Source organism: Nocardia sp. NPDC088792 (genome assembly GCF_044750615.1).
Taxonomy (GTDB): Bacteria; Actinomycetota; Actinomycetes; order Mycobacteriales; family Mycobacteriaceae; genus Nocardia.
Map to the genome: position 1 here is coordinate 791,467 of NZ_JBIVKC010000003.1, position 16,969 is coordinate 808,435.

20 protein-coding genes are annotated in these 16,969 nt (G+C 63.9%); 2 read left to right on the forward strand and 18 right to left on the reverse strand.

Translation table 11 applies throughout. The features are described from left to right. Positions 1 to 39: 39 nt before the first annotated feature. Positions 40 to 5,376, reverse strand: a complete 5,337-nt coding sequence (locus tag ACIP5Y_RS21490) for a hypothetical protein (protein ID WP_400352025.1) — start codon at positions 5,374 to 5,376, stop codon at positions 40 to 42. A 340-nt stretch (positions 5,377 to 5,716) separates the two neighbouring features. On the opposite strand from ACIP5Y_RS21490, the gene ACIP5Y_RS21495 reads away from it, so the two are divergent. Both ACIP5Y_RS21495 and ACIP5Y_RS21500 read left to right on the forward strand, forming a co-directional pair. Beyond that, positions 5,717 to 5,989 carry a DUF2510 domain-containing protein gene (locus ACIP5Y_RS21495; protein WP_400353841.1) on the forward strand — a complete coding sequence of 91 codons (273 nt, stop codon included), beginning with the start codon at positions 5,717 to 5,719 and terminating at the stop codon, positions 5,987 to 5,989. Next, entirely contained in the window at positions 5,986 to 6,303 is a 318-nt protein-coding gene (locus ACIP5Y_RS21500) for a hypothetical protein (RefSeq protein WP_400352027.1), read from the forward strand. The genes ACIP5Y_RS21495 and ACIP5Y_RS21500 overlap by 4 nt, the downstream gene beginning before the upstream one ends. Before the next feature lie 66 nt (positions 6,304 to 6,369). Here ACIP5Y_RS21500 and ACIP5Y_RS21505 read toward each other — a convergent pair whose 3' ends face one another. The 17 genes from ACIP5Y_RS21505 to ACIP5Y_RS21585 form a co-directional block, all read right to left on the reverse strand. Further along, complete coding sequence (locus tag ACIP5Y_RS21505) at positions 6,370 to 6,651, reverse strand: hypothetical protein (RefSeq protein ID WP_400352029.1); 282 nt, start codon at positions 6,649 to 6,651, stop codon at positions 6,370 to 6,372. 167 nt (positions 6,652 to 6,818) lie between these two features. Next, entirely contained in the window at positions 6,819 to 7,235 is a 417-nt protein-coding gene (locus ACIP5Y_RS21510; RefSeq protein WP_400352031.1) for a hypothetical protein, read from the reverse strand. A gap of 56 nt (positions 7,236 to 7,291) precedes the next feature. Further along, on the reverse strand, positions 7,292 to 7,474 hold the full coding sequence (locus ACIP5Y_RS21515) for a hypothetical protein (RefSeq protein ID WP_400352033.1): 183 nt from the start codon (positions 7,472 to 7,474) through the stop codon (positions 7,292 to 7,294). A 38-nt stretch (positions 7,475 to 7,512) separates the two neighbouring features. Further along, positions 7,513 to 8,445, reverse strand: coding sequence for a hypothetical protein (locus ACIP5Y_RS21520; protein ID WP_400352034.1), 933 nt, complete (start codon positions 8,443 to 8,445; stop codon positions 7,513 to 7,515). A gap of 86 nt (positions 8,446 to 8,531) precedes the next feature. Beyond that, the gene (locus tag ACIP5Y_RS21525; RefSeq protein WP_400352036.1) at positions 8,532 to 8,921 is read right to left on the reverse strand and encodes a hypothetical protein; all 390 of its coding nucleotides are present in this window, start codon (positions 8,919 to 8,921) and stop codon (positions 8,532 to 8,534) included. A gap of 29 nt (positions 8,922 to 8,950) precedes the next feature. Further along, positions 8,951 to 9,130, reverse strand: a complete 180-nt coding sequence (locus ACIP5Y_RS21530; RefSeq protein WP_400352038.1) for a hypothetical protein — start codon at positions 9,128 to 9,130, stop codon at positions 8,951 to 8,953. A 26-nt stretch (positions 9,131 to 9,156) separates the two neighbouring features. Further along, positions 9,157 to 9,576: a hypothetical protein gene (locus ACIP5Y_RS21535; RefSeq protein WP_400352040.1), complete on the reverse strand. Its 420-nt coding sequence runs from the start codon at positions 9,574 to 9,576 to the stop codon at positions 9,157 to 9,159. 140 nt (positions 9,577 to 9,716) lie between these two features. Next, positions 9,717 to 10,034 carry a hypothetical protein gene (locus ACIP5Y_RS21540; protein WP_400352042.1) on the reverse strand — a complete coding sequence of 106 codons (318 nt, stop codon included), beginning with the start codon at positions 10,032 to 10,034 and terminating at the stop codon, positions 9,717 to 9,719. Further along, positions 10,034 to 10,390 (reverse strand): hypothetical protein, encoded by a 357-nt coding sequence (locus tag ACIP5Y_RS21545; protein WP_400352043.1) that lies wholly within the window; start codon positions 10,388 to 10,390, stop codon positions 10,034 to 10,036. The genes ACIP5Y_RS21540 and ACIP5Y_RS21545 overlap by 1 nt, the downstream gene beginning before the upstream one ends. 7 nt (positions 10,391 to 10,397) lie before the next feature. Beyond that, positions 10,398 to 10,922 carry a hypothetical protein gene (locus ACIP5Y_RS21550; RefSeq protein WP_400352044.1) on the reverse strand — a complete coding sequence of 175 codons (525 nt, stop codon included), beginning with the start codon at positions 10,920 to 10,922 and terminating at the stop codon, positions 10,398 to 10,400. A gap of 12 nt (positions 10,923 to 10,934) precedes the next feature. Then, positions 10,935 to 11,198 carry a hypothetical protein gene (locus ACIP5Y_RS21555; protein WP_400352045.1) on the reverse strand — a complete coding sequence of 88 codons (264 nt, stop codon included), beginning with the start codon at positions 11,196 to 11,198 and terminating at the stop codon, positions 10,935 to 10,937. A gap of 10 nt (positions 11,199 to 11,208) precedes the next feature. Beyond that, complete coding sequence (locus tag ACIP5Y_RS21560; protein ID WP_400352047.1) at positions 11,209 to 12,129, reverse strand: P22 phage major capsid protein family protein; 921 nt, start codon at positions 12,127 to 12,129, stop codon at positions 11,209 to 11,211. Positions 12,130 to 12,183: 54 nt separating this feature from the next. Continuing rightward, positions 12,184 to 13,002, reverse strand: coding sequence for a hypothetical protein (locus ACIP5Y_RS21565; RefSeq protein WP_400352048.1), 819 nt, complete (start codon positions 13,000 to 13,002; stop codon positions 12,184 to 12,186). A gap of 133 nt (positions 13,003 to 13,135) precedes the next feature. After that, a complete protein-coding gene (locus ACIP5Y_RS21570; RefSeq protein WP_400352050.1) occupies positions 13,136 to 14,164 on the reverse strand; it encodes a phage minor capsid protein in 1,029 nt (342 codons plus the stop codon). Then, entirely contained in the window at positions 14,161 to 15,870 is a 1,710-nt protein-coding gene (locus tag ACIP5Y_RS21575; RefSeq protein WP_400352052.1) for a phage portal protein, read from the reverse strand. Before ACIP5Y_RS21575 ends, ACIP5Y_RS21570 begins: the two co-directional genes overlap by 4 nt. 169 nt (positions 15,871 to 16,039) lie before the next feature. Further along, positions 16,040 to 16,573 (reverse strand): hypothetical protein, encoded by a 534-nt coding sequence (locus ACIP5Y_RS21580; RefSeq protein ID WP_400352054.1) that lies wholly within the window; start codon positions 16,571 to 16,573, stop codon positions 16,040 to 16,042. Next, entirely contained in the window at positions 16,570 to 16,962 is a 393-nt protein-coding gene (locus ACIP5Y_RS21585) for a hypothetical protein (protein WP_400352056.1), read from the reverse strand. Before ACIP5Y_RS21585 ends, ACIP5Y_RS21580 begins: the two co-directional genes overlap by 4 nt. Positions 16,963 to 16,969 lie beyond the last annotated feature (7 nt).

Sequence of the window (16,969 nt, forward strand, 5' to 3'; positions counted from 1 at the left end):
TGATCCCGGCGCGGCAAATCACTTGCCGCGCCGGGGTGTTCAGATCCCGCGGTAGTTACGCCAGCGCCCCAGGTAGCCGTTCGCCTTCGCCACCCGCTGCGCCTCGAGCAACTTCAGCGCCTTCACTGAGCCGTCGATATCGTTGGCCTGGACGTGGAAGGTTGAACTGTGGTCCACGTGAGCGACATTCGCGGTCGACAGCAGTTCCCGGGTTGGGACTGTCGAGGGCTGCGCCATCTTCCGGGTACCGGCCTGATCGGCGTTGATCAGCTTCAACAGCGGCCGATATTGGTCGGCTGAGCGCGCGTTGACGACGAACTCGCCGTCGGAGAGCCATGCAGGGATCGAATCCGATATCGAGGACCCGTCCCCGGACACATCCCCGCCGCTGGAGTACCAGTGCGGGGATTGTCCTTCCCAGAAGTTCCAGGCAGTGATCGGGTCGCCGTAGCGCTGCTTGATGTAGGCGTCCATCGCGCGGGCTTGGCTGCCCGCGTCGGTGGTTTTGGTCGCTCCGACTGTCGCCCAGGTTTGATCGAGGAACTGTCCGAGCCCGAAGGCTGTCGATCCCGGCGCCTGTGCGTCGGTTCGGAAACTGCTTTCGTGCCCGATGATCTGCTCGAGCGCATTCCATTCCGCCCCGGTCTGCCACCCGTACCCGGTAGCGGCCTGCCGGATCACCGACACGAGCGCCGGGGATGCCCCGAAGGATGCTGCGTAGGTGTCGACGGTCGGCAGTGTCGTCCCCGGACCGGTGCTCGGCACCTTTTCGGCGATGTTCCCCGCGTCCTTGGCGTTGGGTGTTTTCGCGGTGGAGGGATCACCGGATTTGGGTGTCTGCATCGTCGCCACGGCCTGGTCGGCCTGGAGGTCGTTGGCACCCTGCCACGCAGCCTTGGCTTTGCCGGTGAAGTTGTCGTTCCATCCGACGGCTTTCTCGACCGGCTGCAGCTCGAAGGAGAGCCCTTCACCGAGCAAGCTGTCGAGGCCCTTGATGTTGCTGCCATCACCGAGCAAACCGATCCCGATGATGCCGAGCAGGCCGCCGTTGGATCCGAGACCTGTCAGTCCCGAGGTTGCCGACTTGTCCTTCGCGCCAGTGAGATCCGGCCCCAGAAGGAAGGTCGACAGACTCGACTGCTGATCCTGCGGGGCGGAGTTGATCCATCCCTGGAAGATGCCTTGGAGAGTGCCGTGTAGACCGCCGTCCAAGGTCGGTGTGGTGCCGGGTTTGGAGTTGGCCGCTTGTGCGGCCTGCACTCCGGCATCCCCCCACCACAGCTGGGACATGCCGCGGGTGATCCACTCGTTCGCGGCACCCGACCACGTCGTCGGCACCTGCATGGTCGACACGACGGGCTGGTTCGCCAGACCGCTGTAATCACCGTTGCCATCTCCATTGCCGTTGCCCTGGGTGGATCCCGGGTTCTGCTTCTGCTGCTGCACGGGATCGGTGTAGGCGGGCACGAACACGTTCGGATCGATGTGGCCTTGCACGGTGAACTGCGGATCCCACGGCGACGCTGCATTGTCACCGATGCGCGCGGTCTCACCGGATTGGCGTTCCTCGACGTTGACGCCGAGGACCGAGGCCACCATGTGTTCATCGCTGGCGCCGATCACGAACAGGTCGTCGCGGGAAGCGCCGGGGATGAAACTCGGCCAGGTGCCACCGAGGACATCCATGGTGGTACCCAGTCGACCCGTCGGATCCGATACACCGGTGGCGACTTGCTGGAGATCTCCCACCCACCCGGAGCAGTCCGCGCCGTCCGCGGAGGTGCCTCCCCAGACGTAGGGGGTGCTGGCGTGGGAACGAGCCCACGCCACCGCATTGACCGGGCCGCCGGTGGCACCGTCGGACTGCCAGGCGGACTGGAAGCCTTGTCCGGTGCTGGGCATCGTGTATTGCCCGAGGTTTGGTGTATAGGGAGTGACAGGGCTGACGGTCTGCGACGGCAACTGCGTGGCGGGAGCCGATGGCGCCCCGAAGGAGGCATCGCCACCAGCACCACCGCGGTCAGTGCCGGGAATCGCGTGGATCGTGGGGTCGGGGGGATCAGAGTCAACGTTGCCGCCGAAGTCATCGCTGCCGAATGTGGTGTCGCCACCACCGTCGACCGTGGTGGTGGTGTCGTCGGAGTCTCCGCCGCCGAACGTGCCGTCCCCGCCGCCGCCACCGAAGTCGTCCTGGTCGTAGTAGCCGCCGTCCTGGAACCCCAGGATGCGGCGACGGCTCTGCCGCTCCACTTCCTTGCCGGCTTCGCTCTTGCCGCCACCACTGCTGTTTTGGTCGCTGGAGTCGACGTAGCCGCCGCTGGCATAGTGGCCTGCGTTGATCGACTCGAGCGTGCCGCGGTGCTTCGCGGTGGAGGCGGCGTTGACGATGAACTCACCGTCGCTGACGGCGATGATGTTGGCGTCGTCGCGGGGGCCACCGGCACCACGGAAATACCCGCCGGCGGCGAAGCCGTCGTCGGAGCCAGCTGGTTGTGGCGCTTCCTTCGGGGTGTGTGTAAGCGGGGCATGACCTAGCACGCCGGCACTGATATTGAGCACCTGTCCGAGCAGTCCGCCGCTGTTGGCGAGGTTGTTGAGTCCGTCGTTGAGCTTCTCGATCCAACCGACCAGGAGGGAGAAGTCATCGACCGTTTCGTCAAGGAAGACCAGTGACCCGGAGAGCGAGTCCGCCAGTGGCGGCAAGATCGTCGACGCCAGGTCCATCAGATCTGGTAGCACCGGTGAGACCTGAATCATTAGGTCAGCGAAATCCGCTGCCAGCTGGACCAGATCAGGCAGTATCGGTGCGACCTGGATCGCCACGTCGGAGAATCCCTGCACCAGATCGGGCAGCTGCGGGAGCAACTCCTGTAGCGCATCGAGCAGTACGCCACTCAGAGTCTGTGCCATCTCGGTGAAGGTGGGCTGTAGCTGGGTGAGGGTGTCGGCGATGATGGGGATGACCGGCTGCAAACCGCTGGCGAACTGCTCGATGACCGGGGCCAGCGCGTCTGCCAGGGAGGACGCGTTGTCGGCCATCACGCCGAGGATCGACGATGCCAGCTGAGACAGTGGATCGATCAGCGGCTGGACCGCGGTGAAGATGTCGGTCAAGGCGTCGGCGACCTTCGGCAGCACCGGCGCCAGGTCCTCGATCATCTGCGACAAGCCATCACCGAGGGCATTCAGCAGCGGCGAAAGCGACGGTCCCAGTTTGGTCAGGGCATCGGCGATCGCGCCACCGATCTCCCCGAGCGGTTGGCCCAGCTGGGAGAGGAAGTCGCCCAGCTCGGCGAACAACGGCCCCAGGTGCGGGCCCATTTCGGCGCCCAGTTCGATCAAACCCGTAGTAAGGCCGGTGATGAGCGGAGCCAGCCCCTGCAAAGCGTCGCCGACGCCGGTGACGAACTTCTGCATGGTGCCGTCGGCTTCGAGGCTGGAGAACATCGAATCCAGTTGGGAGAAAAGGTCTTTGAAGAAGCCGTTCAGCTCGGTGCCGATCTGCCCGAAACCCTGCTTCATGGCAGGCATCTGGTCGTTGACCGCTGTCATCAGCGACTCGCCCAGGCCGGCGAACATGTTCTGCGACACCGTTTGTGACAGCTCGTGCATCGCGGGAACGAACTGGGTGTGCATCGTCTCGACGAAGTCACGTGCGTTCGGCGACAGCTTGCCGAGCGCGATCTGAAGCTTGTCCTCGGCCTGGGTGGGCATCAAGGCTTCATGCATGGCGATCGCGGCTTCCGAGACCCGGATCTCGGCGTCACGCACGCCCTGCAATGCCAGCGTCACCCCGTGCTGGGCATCGATGTTCGATTGCTCGGCTTGGATGATCTGCGGCGACCCCGACACCCCGCGCTGCAGGGTTTCGGCGGTGTCGACCTTCTGGTCCTGGGTCTTCTTCTGCGACTCGCTGTACTTCTGATTCGCGGCCTGAACACCATAAACATCGGTTTCGATGGTCAGCGGATTCGCGGTGCCCGACATCAGATCTTGCATCAAATGCTGACGTGCACCAGCTACCCCGAGCGCCGCACCTTCCTCGGCAAGCTGGGCATCGGTCAAAGCGTCTGTCGCGTCACGGACTTCGCGTCCGACGTCCTTGTAGGCGTCAGCCAACGCCATCGACGACAGCTTCGCCGCCGTCTGCGAGTCACTGACCTTCCACAACGACTCCGACAAGCCTTCTTGGGCTTCGCGTTGCTGGTCAGCGGCTTGGCGGATCTTGTCCTGACGCTCCATTTGCGCCTGGGGATCCTCGTTCTCCTGGGTGACAGCGCGCTCGGCCTCGAACGCGCCCAGCACGCCGTGCGCGCCGAGCACGCCCGCCAATGCGCCGGCGCCCAGCGTCGCGGCGGCACCGCCGACCAGGCCTCCGATGCCGCCCCACTTGAGGGCCTTCGCCCCAAGGTCGTCGATCCTCGAACCGACCTTCTCCAGCCCGGAGATCAGGTTCTCGAAGCTCAGCCCGTCCGATTCCTTGGCTGCGTTGGTGAAATCCCGAAGCCCCTTGGCGCCCTTGTCGGTATCGTCGCGGGCTTTCTGCTGAGCGGCAGACGCAGCCTCGGCGGCAGCTTTCTCGTCGGCGATCTGCTGCTGACCCGCACGATATTGAGCGCCGACCGGCTCGCGGTCCTCCTGCTCCATCTGCTTCGCGACACGAGTAAGAGCCGCGTCCCGTTCGGCCGCGTACTGCTGTGCCTCACGGGCTTGGTTGCCGGTGCGGACACGGTCTTGCTGGTCGGTGTAATTGACGCGGGAGGAGCCGGAGCCTCGACGGTTACCGCTGCTGCGGGAAGGTGTTTCGTCGAGGACGCGCGAGGCACGGTATTCAGCCATCTGCGCATCCGCGGCATCGAAATCGAACTCGACCGGGATGCGGTAGATCGGGATCAACGAAAAGAATGCCGACAACTGCTCTTTGGCGCGTTCCAGATTCAGATCCGCCGTGATGCGGGTGTAGCCGGGCAGTTCGTCGGCTAGGGCTTTGCCGTCGAAGTCCGCGGTGACCCGTACGGGAAGGGCGTGCTCACTGGCGATTTCGCGCCACCGCTGATCGAGGTCGTTGGCGAACTGGCTCAGATCGGCGGTCAGTGGCAGCTGGAACGGACCTGCTTCGCGCAGCCGGTCAGCTAACCCGGAGACCGCGTCGTCGCTGAGTTGAGGATCGAGGACGACCGGGAGCTTGTAGCCCTTGTCATTCCATTCGCGTTCCAGATCCTGGGCGAACCGATCCAGGTCGGTTGTCAGGGCGACTGGGAGAGGCGGCACCGCGGCCACCATCGTCGCGAGATCGGCTTCGAAGGTATCGGAAAGCTTGGGCTCTACGGTGAGGTAGGCGGTTCCGGCATCATAGGATGAATAATCGACTGCCATATGCCACCGTCACCTCTCTATTCAGTTGTGCCCCTTGGTGATTTAGGGGTGGAGCTCCAAAAGGCTTGAACCGGACCGCCGCGACAGCCTTGAGTCAATGTGGGTGGTCCCCGCCGAATAGCCTGCCGAGCTGACGTCGTTGCGGGACTGGACAGCCTTTTTCTGGAACATTTCCGTTCCTGGCAGCGCGAAATGACCTCCGGCCGCCTGGATGTGCCGGATGTTTTCCGGTGCCGTAGTGCTGCCCGCTACCGAGCTCTATTCTGGGGCGGCCCTTCACCGTTCACGAAAGACCACCATGGGATTGCTCCGTAAAACGCTGAGTGTCAGCACTGTCGGGATGGTGCGTTTCCGCACCCCGCAGGAGCGCACCGCCCGCTTCACTCGCCAGACACGAAACGCTGCCCGCAAGTCGGTGAAATTGCAGGCCACCGAAGTGAACCTGCAACGCTGGCAATTAGCAGCGTCCGTCCGTGCCGCCCAGCCGGTGCGACCGGCCCCCGTGCCGGCGGGATGGTATGCCTCTCCCGGGCGTCCTGGACTGGTGCAGTGGTGGGACGGAATTCAATGGACCAGCCACATTCAGCAACTCCAGCCGCAGAGGTGGTCATGATGCGAAAGCGTGTCCCCGCCATCGCATTTGCTGCGTTCGGCTTGTTCGCAGCGCCGGTGCTGGCCCACGCCGATACTGTCGGGCAAACCAGCTGCGGTTACAACGCCCAACTCGCGAACGCGGAATATGCAGAGCAGCACGCGGCTCTGGGCGTATCCGGGGCGAAGCAGGTTTACCTGGATGCGGCGACCAACGGCTACCCGCATCAGGACATCGATCTCATCAACTATCAGCAGGCGGTGACGACCTACAACCAGGCGGTCGACAACGTCAATCAGATGAAAGCGACGGCCGAGGCTGCCTGCCAGCATTGACCGGCTCGCTCTGGGCGCATCCGTGTGTAGCGCCGCGGCCGTGGATCAGCTGACGTTGTTGTGCGTTCATCGGGGCGTGAAGTCCTCGATGAGCTTGTCGATCGCTGTGCGCCGCTTGGCTTCCCGGATCTCGTCCAACGCGGTCACCGGGCGCGGCATCGGCTCGACCCGGGGTGGGTCGACGCCGGCCGCGGCGATTACCGCGGACCGCAGGTAGCCGATGCCGTCCGCGATCGCGAGCAGCACATGAGTGTCGGTGGTGTATTCCTCCGGTGTGGGATCCGCTGGTGCGGCGAGGGGATCGGTTTCCTCGTCGGCCAGCATCCTTTCGGCGATCTGGGGATCCATCAGCAGCGCAGCCTTGAACCGCGACCCGCGCGGCAGGCGGTCTTTGAACGACCAGATGGTGCGCCAATCCCGGGTCCGTAAATGGCAGGGCCCGAAGCAGTCCCGCACGTCGATCCCGCGCTCGAGAAGGTCATAGTCGAGTGCGGGACCGTATCGCTGCCAGAACGCTACGAGCCTTGGGATCCCCCCGGCAGCTCGGCGGCTCCCTGCCCGAAGTAGTGCGCCCGCACGTCGGAAAGGAACGCCCGCCATTCCTCGATCGGGCGGTCGTCGTAGAGGGCTTCGACCGCATCGACGTATCCACCGAACAGGATCTTCGCCTTCTCCTCTTCAGTTGGCGCGGCGGCATAGTCCTTGAGCAGTCGCCGCGTCATCTCCGGAAAGACGATGTCCTGGGTCAGCTTGTACGGGCCGCGGCGAGCACCCGCGGCCTGGTCACGCAGTTCGTAGAACCGGCCACTCTCGACCGCTTCCTCGGGCTGCGCGTCCTTCTTGCGTGGAGGCATTGATACTCCGGGGGTAGTGGGGATTTGGGCGCACAGGGCGCCGTCGGCGTCGATCACGCTGAGGGTGGTCGGGTCCACCTGTCGGGACCCCGTCGGCAGGGCACCGCTGCCAGATGGACTCGCCGCCTTCAGGACTAGATCTCCTTCGACTTCTGGATGAGCGCCGGCGCCGAGCTGACCGCGGGAGCCGCGGGAGTGGTGGGCACCGGTTTGGGGGCAGGCTGTGCGGGCTTTTCCTGGTGGCCGCGGCGCCACCGCGCCGAGATGTACTCCGCGGCGCTGTGGACCTCATATTCGCGACCAGAGTCGTCGGTCATAGTGACCGGGTAATGCAGGGGGATCATGGTGCGCCTTTCTACGTGCAGGTCACGTTGCAGGTCCCGGTCACCGGAGACCCGGAGGTCGGCGTCCAGGTGGCCGTGATCACCGTGGTGCCTGCCGCGACCGGCGTGATGACACCGGTGCTGGAGTTGACCGTCGCGGTGGCGGTGGTGCCTGAGGTGAAGGACAGGGTGCCGTTGGAGTTGGTGGCGACGATGCCGCCGAACTGATCCATCACCACCAGCGGGGCCTGCGCGCCCGCCGTGTGCACCACGTTGATGCTGGACGGGCTGACGGTGAGGGTGGCGACCGTGTACGTGATGCCGGTGTTGGCCAGCTGCGCGGTCCAGCCCGTGCCGCCGAAACCGTGCGCGACCGCGTAACCCACGGTGGAATCGGGAAACGCTGTGGCAGTGAGCTTCTGGGACTTGACGGTGGTCGGAGTCCACTGCTCGCCGCCGAGCTTCGTGATCGCCACCTTCGGCATCACCTTGAAGATGTAGGTCGGGGTAGCGTTGTTGCCATCCTTGCCGATGACGATCATCGAGTAGTAGGTGATTTCCTCGTCCAAGGGCTGGGCGAAGAACACCTCACCGCTCGAGGCGTTGGCAGTGATGGAACCGATCGCCGCGCTGGTGGTCAGCGACAGCGTCAGCGCGTTGGTTTGCTGCGGCTCGAACTCGATGGTGGTGATATCGGTAGTGATGTCGTCGCGAGTGGGCTGCAGATAGCCATACGACTCGATCGGGGCATCGGTGATCGCGCGCGCGAAGGTGATGCCGGACTTCTTGTCGATCGTTCCCACCGACACATACCCGGCGGGCAGCGGCTGCAGGAGCGACGAGCTCGAGGTGAATGCGGTGGGCGGCGCGGTGAGCCACGGAGCCACGAACACGGCAGCATCCAGTGGCTTGAGCATAAGACCGAGCTGCGCGGCCTTCAGCGCGGTGAGGGTTGTCCCGGTCACTTGGCCTCTATTCAGTTGTTATTCAATTATTTTGGTCGATCTTCGAGCAGCCGCGATCCCTCACAAGTGCGGGAGGGGATCGCGGATCAGTTGACGGTGACTGCGGCGACGACACCGATCACGACAGCCAAACCGCTGCCGTTCTGCACCATCTGCACGTCCACCACGTCATTGGATTCGAATACCGGCTGCACGGTGATGGGCACCTGCAGTGGAGTTTCGGCGACCAGGTTGTTGCCCGCGGTGAGGGCAATCGACGCGAAGGTCTGCACCGCGACCCCGGCGCGCAGCTGCCTGAAGTTGAACGTCACATTGTTCGTGGCCACGCCGTTGATGGTCGTATAACCGGGCGGCGGAGTGAGAGTGACCTCCTGCACCGTGTCGGTTTCGAAGTGCGAGACCTCGAAAACACCCAGCATCGTGGTCGAGGTCGAGCCGCCCGCGGTCTGCGCGGGAAGCGATGCCTGAATGGCCATATTCAGTTGTCCAATCTCGGAGTAGGGGCTTACATCGAGCCGTCGTCGCCGACGATGGACACCGCAGGCCCCGACGGGTTCGGGACAGCGTCGGAGGTATGCGCCTTCGAGATGGTGTCGTCGGCGGGCATGATGTTGACAGTGGGCGCCGGCGGGTCGGTGATGGCGCGGGTGTTGAGTTGCGGTGCGGGGATTGCGGTCTGGCCCATGACTGGCCTTCTTTCTGTGGGTGGGGCTATTGCCGTCGGGCGTCGAGGCGGAAACAGACTTCGACAGTGCGGTTGAGTTGGTCCATGTCGGCGATTTCCTGATTGCCGATCCGCTCCTCGGCCCAATCCACCAACACGCCATTCACGCTGGTTCCAGGCCACGACAGGACCGCTTCCCGGATCTGGGTGGCGATCTGCTGAGCTTGGGAGCGTTTGAGCGAGTAGACGACGAAACTCATGATCGCCGTATCGGTGATGGCGTTGAGGTCGAGCTTGCCGCCGATACGGCGTGCCTGGATCAGGGGCAGCGCCGCTTGCAACAGGTCATCGGTCGGCGGGAGCGTCGAGCACGTGTAAGTGATCGGAGTCAGTCCGTCGATCGCGACCCGTTCCCAGTCCGGGAACTCACCGAGAGCCGGATACGGTTCGCCCAGCAGCACCGACAACGACCCCGAACCCGAAAGGCCTTCAACCAGTGGTTCGGTCGCTGTCGCAGTGCCGGACAGATCCCCGCTCCCGCCGAACAACGCGAAGCCCGGGACGAAGACAGTCGCGGTGGTCGTACCGCTGCCGATGAACGGGGCCGTCACGTACCGGCCTCCCGGATCTCGGGGATAGCTCGCTCGAAGGTCCGTTCCGGTGCGGAGGCACCGGCATAGCGGGAACCGAGAACGCGCCATTTCGCGTAGTAGCCGGTGGCGAGAATGATCGATTGATCGTTGCCGTCGTCGCTTTCCCCGTCGACGATGGTGACGTGCTCGGCGTTGTAGCCGGTGCGGCGCACCGAGTTGTTCGTCCAGAAACGGGCGCCGGCTTCAGCTTTCGCGTCTACCAGAGCTTTCAGCTTGTGGTTGCCGGGACGCGTCACCCGATACAGGTCATTGCCTGCGGGGTCGTATTCCATCAGGACACCTCCTCGACCTGGAAGTGCATGAATGGCGCCCACCCCGTGAACGGATTCTTGGGGTACTCGGGAATGGTGACCACGGCAACGAGCAGCCCCGACGGCAACGACACCCAATCCGATTTGAGGACATCACTTCCGGCGGGTGCCCGGATATCGATGACGGATTTGCCACGGCTCGATCGTGTCCCGAGCCGCATCCGCATGGCGTTGTACGGGATATCGCACGGGCCGATGGTGTGGTTGGGCACCCGGTCGCCGTCGCCGAACGGATCGTAGGTCGGTGCGCGGATGATCCCCAACATGGAGCCGGCGGGAAAATACAGCGGGGATGTGATCTCCATCGGCTGCGTCATGGTCGCCTCACAGCGTGTACGGACGGTTGATGGCCAGCCCGGCGTTGCGCAAGATCCGCCACGACGCCGCGCACAGGCAATCCACGCTCATCTGCTGCCAGTCCTGTGTCTGATCGGCCACGTAGGTGACCGCCCCACCAGGAACGGATTGCTGGCCGATCACCTGCGGCTGGCCGATCAAACCCGCGTCCGGATCGACACCGGCAGTAGCCCATTCGACAACCTGCTGACAGGTGGCGTCCTGGAAGGCTTGCGCCTGATACGGCAACACGGGCATCCCCTGCGCTGTCCCGCACGGCGCAATATCCGGGGCGATCTGACCCGCGGGCAGCGGATACGCGTAGTACGTGTCCTGCTCGGTGGCTTCGGTGACCAGGTTCGACGCGCGCCGGATGAGCGCCGCCGCATTCGCTGGTGCGGCGCTCATCCATTGGATTCCGGTGGTGGGCGACACCGAGGTCAGGTCGGAGACCTGGGCGTAGACGAGCATCCCCACCGGATACGGCAAGCTGGGGTTGTAGGGATAGCTCACACCGCACCCCTTCTACTTGCGGGCGGTCGCCTTCGCCGGCGCATCCCCGATCGGTGCTTCCTCGACCGGCTTCGGAGTCGGCGCGGTGACCGGGGTGGAGTCGTGCACCTGCGTCCACTGCTTCCACTTCCACCAGGGCTTGGGCTGCCACATGTTCGGATGCTTGATCGCGAATACGGGATCGTGGCCCTGGTTGTCGGGGGTCCAATGCTCGAACTCCGACCCTTCGGCCACCTCGACAACTTGGCCGGTGTTCACGTTCTGATACTTAGCCATACGGGGTTCCTTAGGAAGTGGTGAGCGCGCCCTGGATCAGGCAAGCGCGAGTCGGATCGAGGCAGGTCACACCGAACAAGGTGTCCACCGAACAGACCATCGTCTTCTCGTTTTCGTCGTAGGCGAACACGACGCGCATCGAAATGCCGTCGTAGGACTCGACACTGGCCGCGATAGCACCGGCGGGCAATTCCAAAGGCGCAGAAGCGAAAGCAAACGCCGTCTCGTGAAATGCGACGCTGATCTCTGTCGTGGGCAAACCCGCGGCGGTGTCGCTGGGCGGCTGGCCGACGTTCTGAGTCTGGTACGGGCTGAAGGCGTAGAGCCGCTTGCCCAGCGACGCCTCACGCAGCGCGTCGGTGTTGCCGCTGTCCAAGACGGTGGTCAGCAGGTTCGAGGTCAGCCAGTTGGCTTCGGTGGTGGGGCCCACCACGACGGAACGACCTGGGACCGGCACCTTGGCCAGGTTCAGTACGCGGCCGGCGTCGATCAGCGCGCCGGGGGTGTTCCAGGTGAGCGAGCCGTTGGTGCCGACAGTCTGGGTGATCTGGGAGCGCAGCGACAGAATCGACTGGTCGATCTGCTCGGCCAATCCCATCATCGCCGGAGCCAGGAACTGGTTGTTGAAGTCGACGACCTCAGTGGTCAGCTCCTGCGAGGTGATCGCGAACGAAATATCCCAATGGTTGTCCAGGGTGACCGGGACCGAACCTTCCACCGCGCTCTGAACGACGATGCCGGTCTCGTTCGAGATGAACCGCTGCGGGGTGAATACCGCCGGCTTGCGGATCATGATCGTGTTACCGGGCTTTTGGGCCGCCCACTCCGACGAAATGTCGGTGTACACGAGCTGGCGCATAACCAGGTTGTTGTACAACGTCGCCAACGCCTGCTTCGCGATGAGCGACGGTGTGAGAAGAGTATTCGCCACTGGGGCCTCTATTCAGTTGTCGTGTCGCCGCACCCCTGATCGGGCGTCGGCCGGTTACTCGTTTCGGAAAGAGCGCGATGCCCGGTTGCCGGGGCCGCGCTGCGCCTGCACCTGCTTGAGCAGCTGATCCACCGACGGTTCACCCGCAGAAGGAGGTGCGGCGTTGCCCGCGTCGAAGGAGCCGCCCGAGCGCGGAATCGTGGTCGCCAGACCGGCCGTTTTGCGGAACCGGGGATTGGCCTGCAAGAACGAACCGATCTCGGCGTCCATCTGCGACGCGAAGTCGGCAGCGGTCGGGTCGAGTTTCGCGATGCGCCCGTTGAATTCCACCGAGTCCAATAGCCCTCTGACATCGACGTCGTCGCCGGCGTGCTGATGCACGGTGAGCGCGACGTCTTTCGCGCGAGCCTTCGCTTCGTTCTCGGCGGCTCGCTGTTCGGCGTCGGCGATCTTGGCTGCGGCTTGTGCTTCGGTCTCTGCGGCCTTCGCCTGAGCCTGGGCAAGCAGTTGCTCAGGGGTCTGTTCGGTCTTGTCGTCGACGAGGCCGAACATCTTGCCGAACTTCTGGGCGATCTCGTCGGTGGCTTGCTTGGCCGCCGCCTGGGCAGCCTCATCCACCTTCGTAGCCCATTCGGCATCCGCGGCTTCCTTGGCCGCCTGAGCCTCGTTCGCCTTGACCCGGTTGGCCGCTGCCTCGTCGCGAAGCTTGCGGATCACCTTCTCGGCCGTCTCATCGATCGACAGCGCAGGCGGTGATGCCGACGCGGCGGTGGTCCGGTTGGACGCAGTGGTCTGGGTAGACGCAGTGGCGGGTTGCAGCGAGCCGAGCAGTTCGTCCGGCGTGACGGTGGGGGTGTCGACGGGATCGGTCATGAGGATTGCCCTTCTGCCGGCTCCTGGCCGGGTCTTGGCTTGTCCCCCGAACGCCTGGAACGGGGGAATATTGAAGTCCCCAGCCACCTGGACCGGGGTTTCTGACACACCGCCCACGCGGGCGGAAGACTGGTTACAGCGCGCGACCGATCTGCTCACGGCGCCGAATCCGGCGCTGACCGGAGCTGGATACGTGCCGGCGGATCTTGGCTTGATATGCGCGGATGCGGATGTTCGCTGCATGCAGTGAAAGGTCGTCGAGCGCTGCGGCTTTCACTCGTTTGGCCGCACGCACCTGACGCTCGAGGTAGCGCAGGTGCTGGCGATCGGCGTAGAGCTGCGGATCGGGTTGCGGGACGTTCGGGAGCGGGTCGCCGGGATACCAGAACTCGACTGAGCAGCGGCAGTGTGGATGCCACACTCCGGCGGCGCGCGCGTCAGCGAGAGTAGGGACACCCTCGACCGGGGCGTCGATACTGACTCGCCGACCGTGCCAGGGCGCGCAGACCGGGCAGCAATCGACAGCTCCGTCGATCACGACCAGGTGTTGCCCGTGCGCGGAGAGGGTTTGCACGTGCGCGTCGAGCATGGCGTTCATCGCCGTCGTCTTCGTCGCCATCTCCATGTAGCTGACCAGATTCCAGTTCCGTCCCGCCTTGTCCTGGAATCCCGTGATCCCCTCGCCGGCAAGCCGATCCAGGACAGCCTGAGCGACCCGCAACCGGTGAGCCTCGGACTGTGCCGGTTGGGAGAGGATCGCCGCCAAGGCCTCGGTGTAGAGCCGATCCCCGGAGCGAATAGCGTGCGGCGCAGTCGCTTTGATCGCCTCAGTGACTTCGTGTTCGGCTTTCGCTGCCACCGGGATGTCCGTATGCGTCGGCACGACAGTGAGGTGATGTTTCCGCAGATCGGTTTCAGCTTGTTCCCTGCCGGTTCTGGCCGCTGCTGCGACTGCGGTGCGAGCGGTGGCGACGGCACCGGACAGGAACTGGCGTACAAGGTGTGTCGAGCGTTGACGTAGCCGGTTCAGCTGCCACCATCCGCCAGTGTCTTTCGAGGCGGCTTTCACCGCGTCGGCGGCGTCGGCGATCAGCTGATGTTCGAGGTCGGCCGCGTGCTGGCGTGTGGGGTGTTCGCGGATGCGCCGCCAGGAGATGCTCACTCGATCTCGTTGTGGTCCATGTCGGCGTTCGAGGCGTCCGCGTCGATGTCGGCTGAGGGCTCCTCATCGGCGGGGGGACTGTCGTCTTCCTGACCGGGGAGTTCCTCGGGATCGTCGAGGGCGGCTTGGCCGGCGAATTCCTTCTCGATCGCCGCGACCTCGTCGTCGACTTCCTGATCCGACCAGTTCGGATTCTGCTTGATGACCGACTGCTTCAGCGAGATCACCCGCGCCGCACGCAGCGCCGCGAGGGTCTGCGCCATCTCGGCGGGTGCCTGCATCGTCCTGGTCGGGAATTGGATCACCGGAGGCTCGGACAGGACGACGCCGGTCTCGAAGACCTTCGCGTCGAGCTCCATCGCGGTCTGCGCGAGCGGCCCCAGAGACGCCTTCCAATAGTTGATCTTCTTGGTTCGGGTTCTCTCACTCAAGTTGTCTCGGGAGTTGATCTCCGTGGCGGTCGGAACACCCACTGTCAGAGAGGAATCCGCGAATGAGCCTGTGCTCAAACCAGCCGCGCGAAGGATCGTGTTCAGCAGCTCGGCACAGGTCTGGGAGTGCTCCTGCCACCGGATCTCGAATTGAGTTGCGGTGATCGGCATCCCGTTGTCGTTGACCGACGCCCTCAACGGTCCGTTGACCTTGACGTAGACCGATTGTTCGGAGTCGAACGTCGCACCCTTGCCGGGGCCTTGATTCTGGAGCATCGACTTGTCGATGAAGATCCGGGCCTTGCCCTGCTCCACATCCTGCATCCAGCTCGAGTACGCCAGATCCAGTTGATCGAACAACGGCTCCAAACCGTCGTAATCGCTACGTCCCAGGGGAGACAGTCCAACCATGCGCCGCCACAACCGATTCGGGCGCACATTCGGCACATAGCAAGCGGTCAGCGTCTTCAAGCCCGTAGGGATCGCTCCATTGGCATCGACCAAGCCGGCCGCCCATGCCGTCTCTGGGGAATCCTCCAGCGAGATCTCTTCGCCGAGTGATTCCTCGTCACCGGCAAACAATGCGTGGAGGATGCGGCCGGGTTCGTGGCGTTCCAGGTGCCGGACGTAGCGGTCTTCCTTGACGCTGACGACTGTCCAGAAGGTGACGGCATAGAGCTTGCCGTACTTCCATTGAGGGATAGCGGCATCAGCGGAGACCTTGTCGACCATGACGTGGTCGCTGATCGAGGAGTCCCACCACAGGCGCAGATACACGCCACCGAACGCCGAGCACAACTCGGCCGCTTCGAGCAGCAACGCCACCGTGTCATCGCCACCGAACACCAACTGCAGTCGCTCATCAGCCAACTCGGGGTTGTTCGCGCCACCGTCAGGGATGGTGATTGTCATGGGCTCGGCGAACAGCAAATCTGCCGATGTGCGTGCGAGGTCTGCGGCGACCGGGACATGCAGGCGCGGATTGTCCTGAAGATTTGGCCTACCCCAGAAGAACCGCTGGATGCGCCCGATCAGGCCACCAGTGAACGCGCCCTGCCGAACTCTGTTCTGCTGGATGTAAATCATTTCCAGCGCAGGAACATTCGAGCTGTACCACGCATCCCAAACATCCATTTGACGCTGGGAGATATCGAACGGATGCGGCGGCCACAGGTCCCCGTAATCGGGCATCCCGTTCTTCGACGGCCCGTACGGGATCTCCGGAGGTGGAGAGGAGTACATGGCGATCGGCGTCGGATTGAACGGGTTCGTCAATGCACCCTCCCTCCTCTATTAAGTTGTGAGAACCGCTATTTGCAGGGCTTTTGACCGCCGCCGATGTTCGGGCCCAACGTGTCGGGTTTCGGCCCGGTCGCTGGCGCAGGTGGCGGTGTGTTCTGGTCGGGTGGTCGTGGTTTGGACAGCTTCTTCAGGCTCGCCATGGTCAGGCCACTTTCATTTCAGGAACAGCCGGATGCACGCCGAAGAGAATGTCAGTGCTGACGGTGAATTCGAGTGTGGAAAGTTCGAACTGGTACACCACACGCAGCGACAGACCGTCCATTGTCTCGTTTTCCCCGAACATCCCGTCGTGCAGGACCTGAGGAGCACACACGAACTGCGCTCCGGGGCCGGCAGCGAGTATGTGGGTGTCGATCTGCTCAGCGAGGACCATGCATGCCGGCGCAAGGAACTTTGCCGAGAAGTCGGCGAGTGGCTGCCTCAGGTCAGCCGCAGTCACGGAGAAATTCACATCCCCGATGGTGTCGAGTGTCACCGGGATGACGTCCTCGGCGGATCTGCCCTTGAATACGTTGACCACGTTGCCGGGCAACTGAGGGGCGAACCTGCTGAACAGGTCCGCGTTCAACGGCTGTGTGATGCGGTCGCGCAGAATCAGCAATCCCTGCCGTGCGATCTTGTCCGGCAGCAGGAAACCATCCGTTTCGACCCGGATCAGCCGGTCGGTCCGGATCATTCGGTCGGTCCCACCTCAACCTCGGCGTGCATCGAACCTTCCGGCGCGGGGGCTGACTGTGCCGGGGTGACGTTGTCTACGAACTGGGCGATCTGTTCCACGAAGGTGTGCAGCTTCACCAGCTCGTCCTTCACATCCGGCGGCAGCAGGGCCTCCAGAGTGAGCAGGAGGTCATCGGCGGTACCCCCGGCAGTGAACTGCGCCAGTGCGGGGCCGAGCTTGTCGACGAGCGGACCCAGCTTCGCCAGGAGGGTCTCGATGTCGGTTTTCATGGTGTCGAAAATGCTCACGAGATTCTCCAGAGTGTCGCGTGCGAAGCGGTCGTTACCGAAGGGACGGGTGTGTTCGTGTTCGGCACGCAGCCAACGGAATACGTGCAGCAGTGCCATCAGGCCG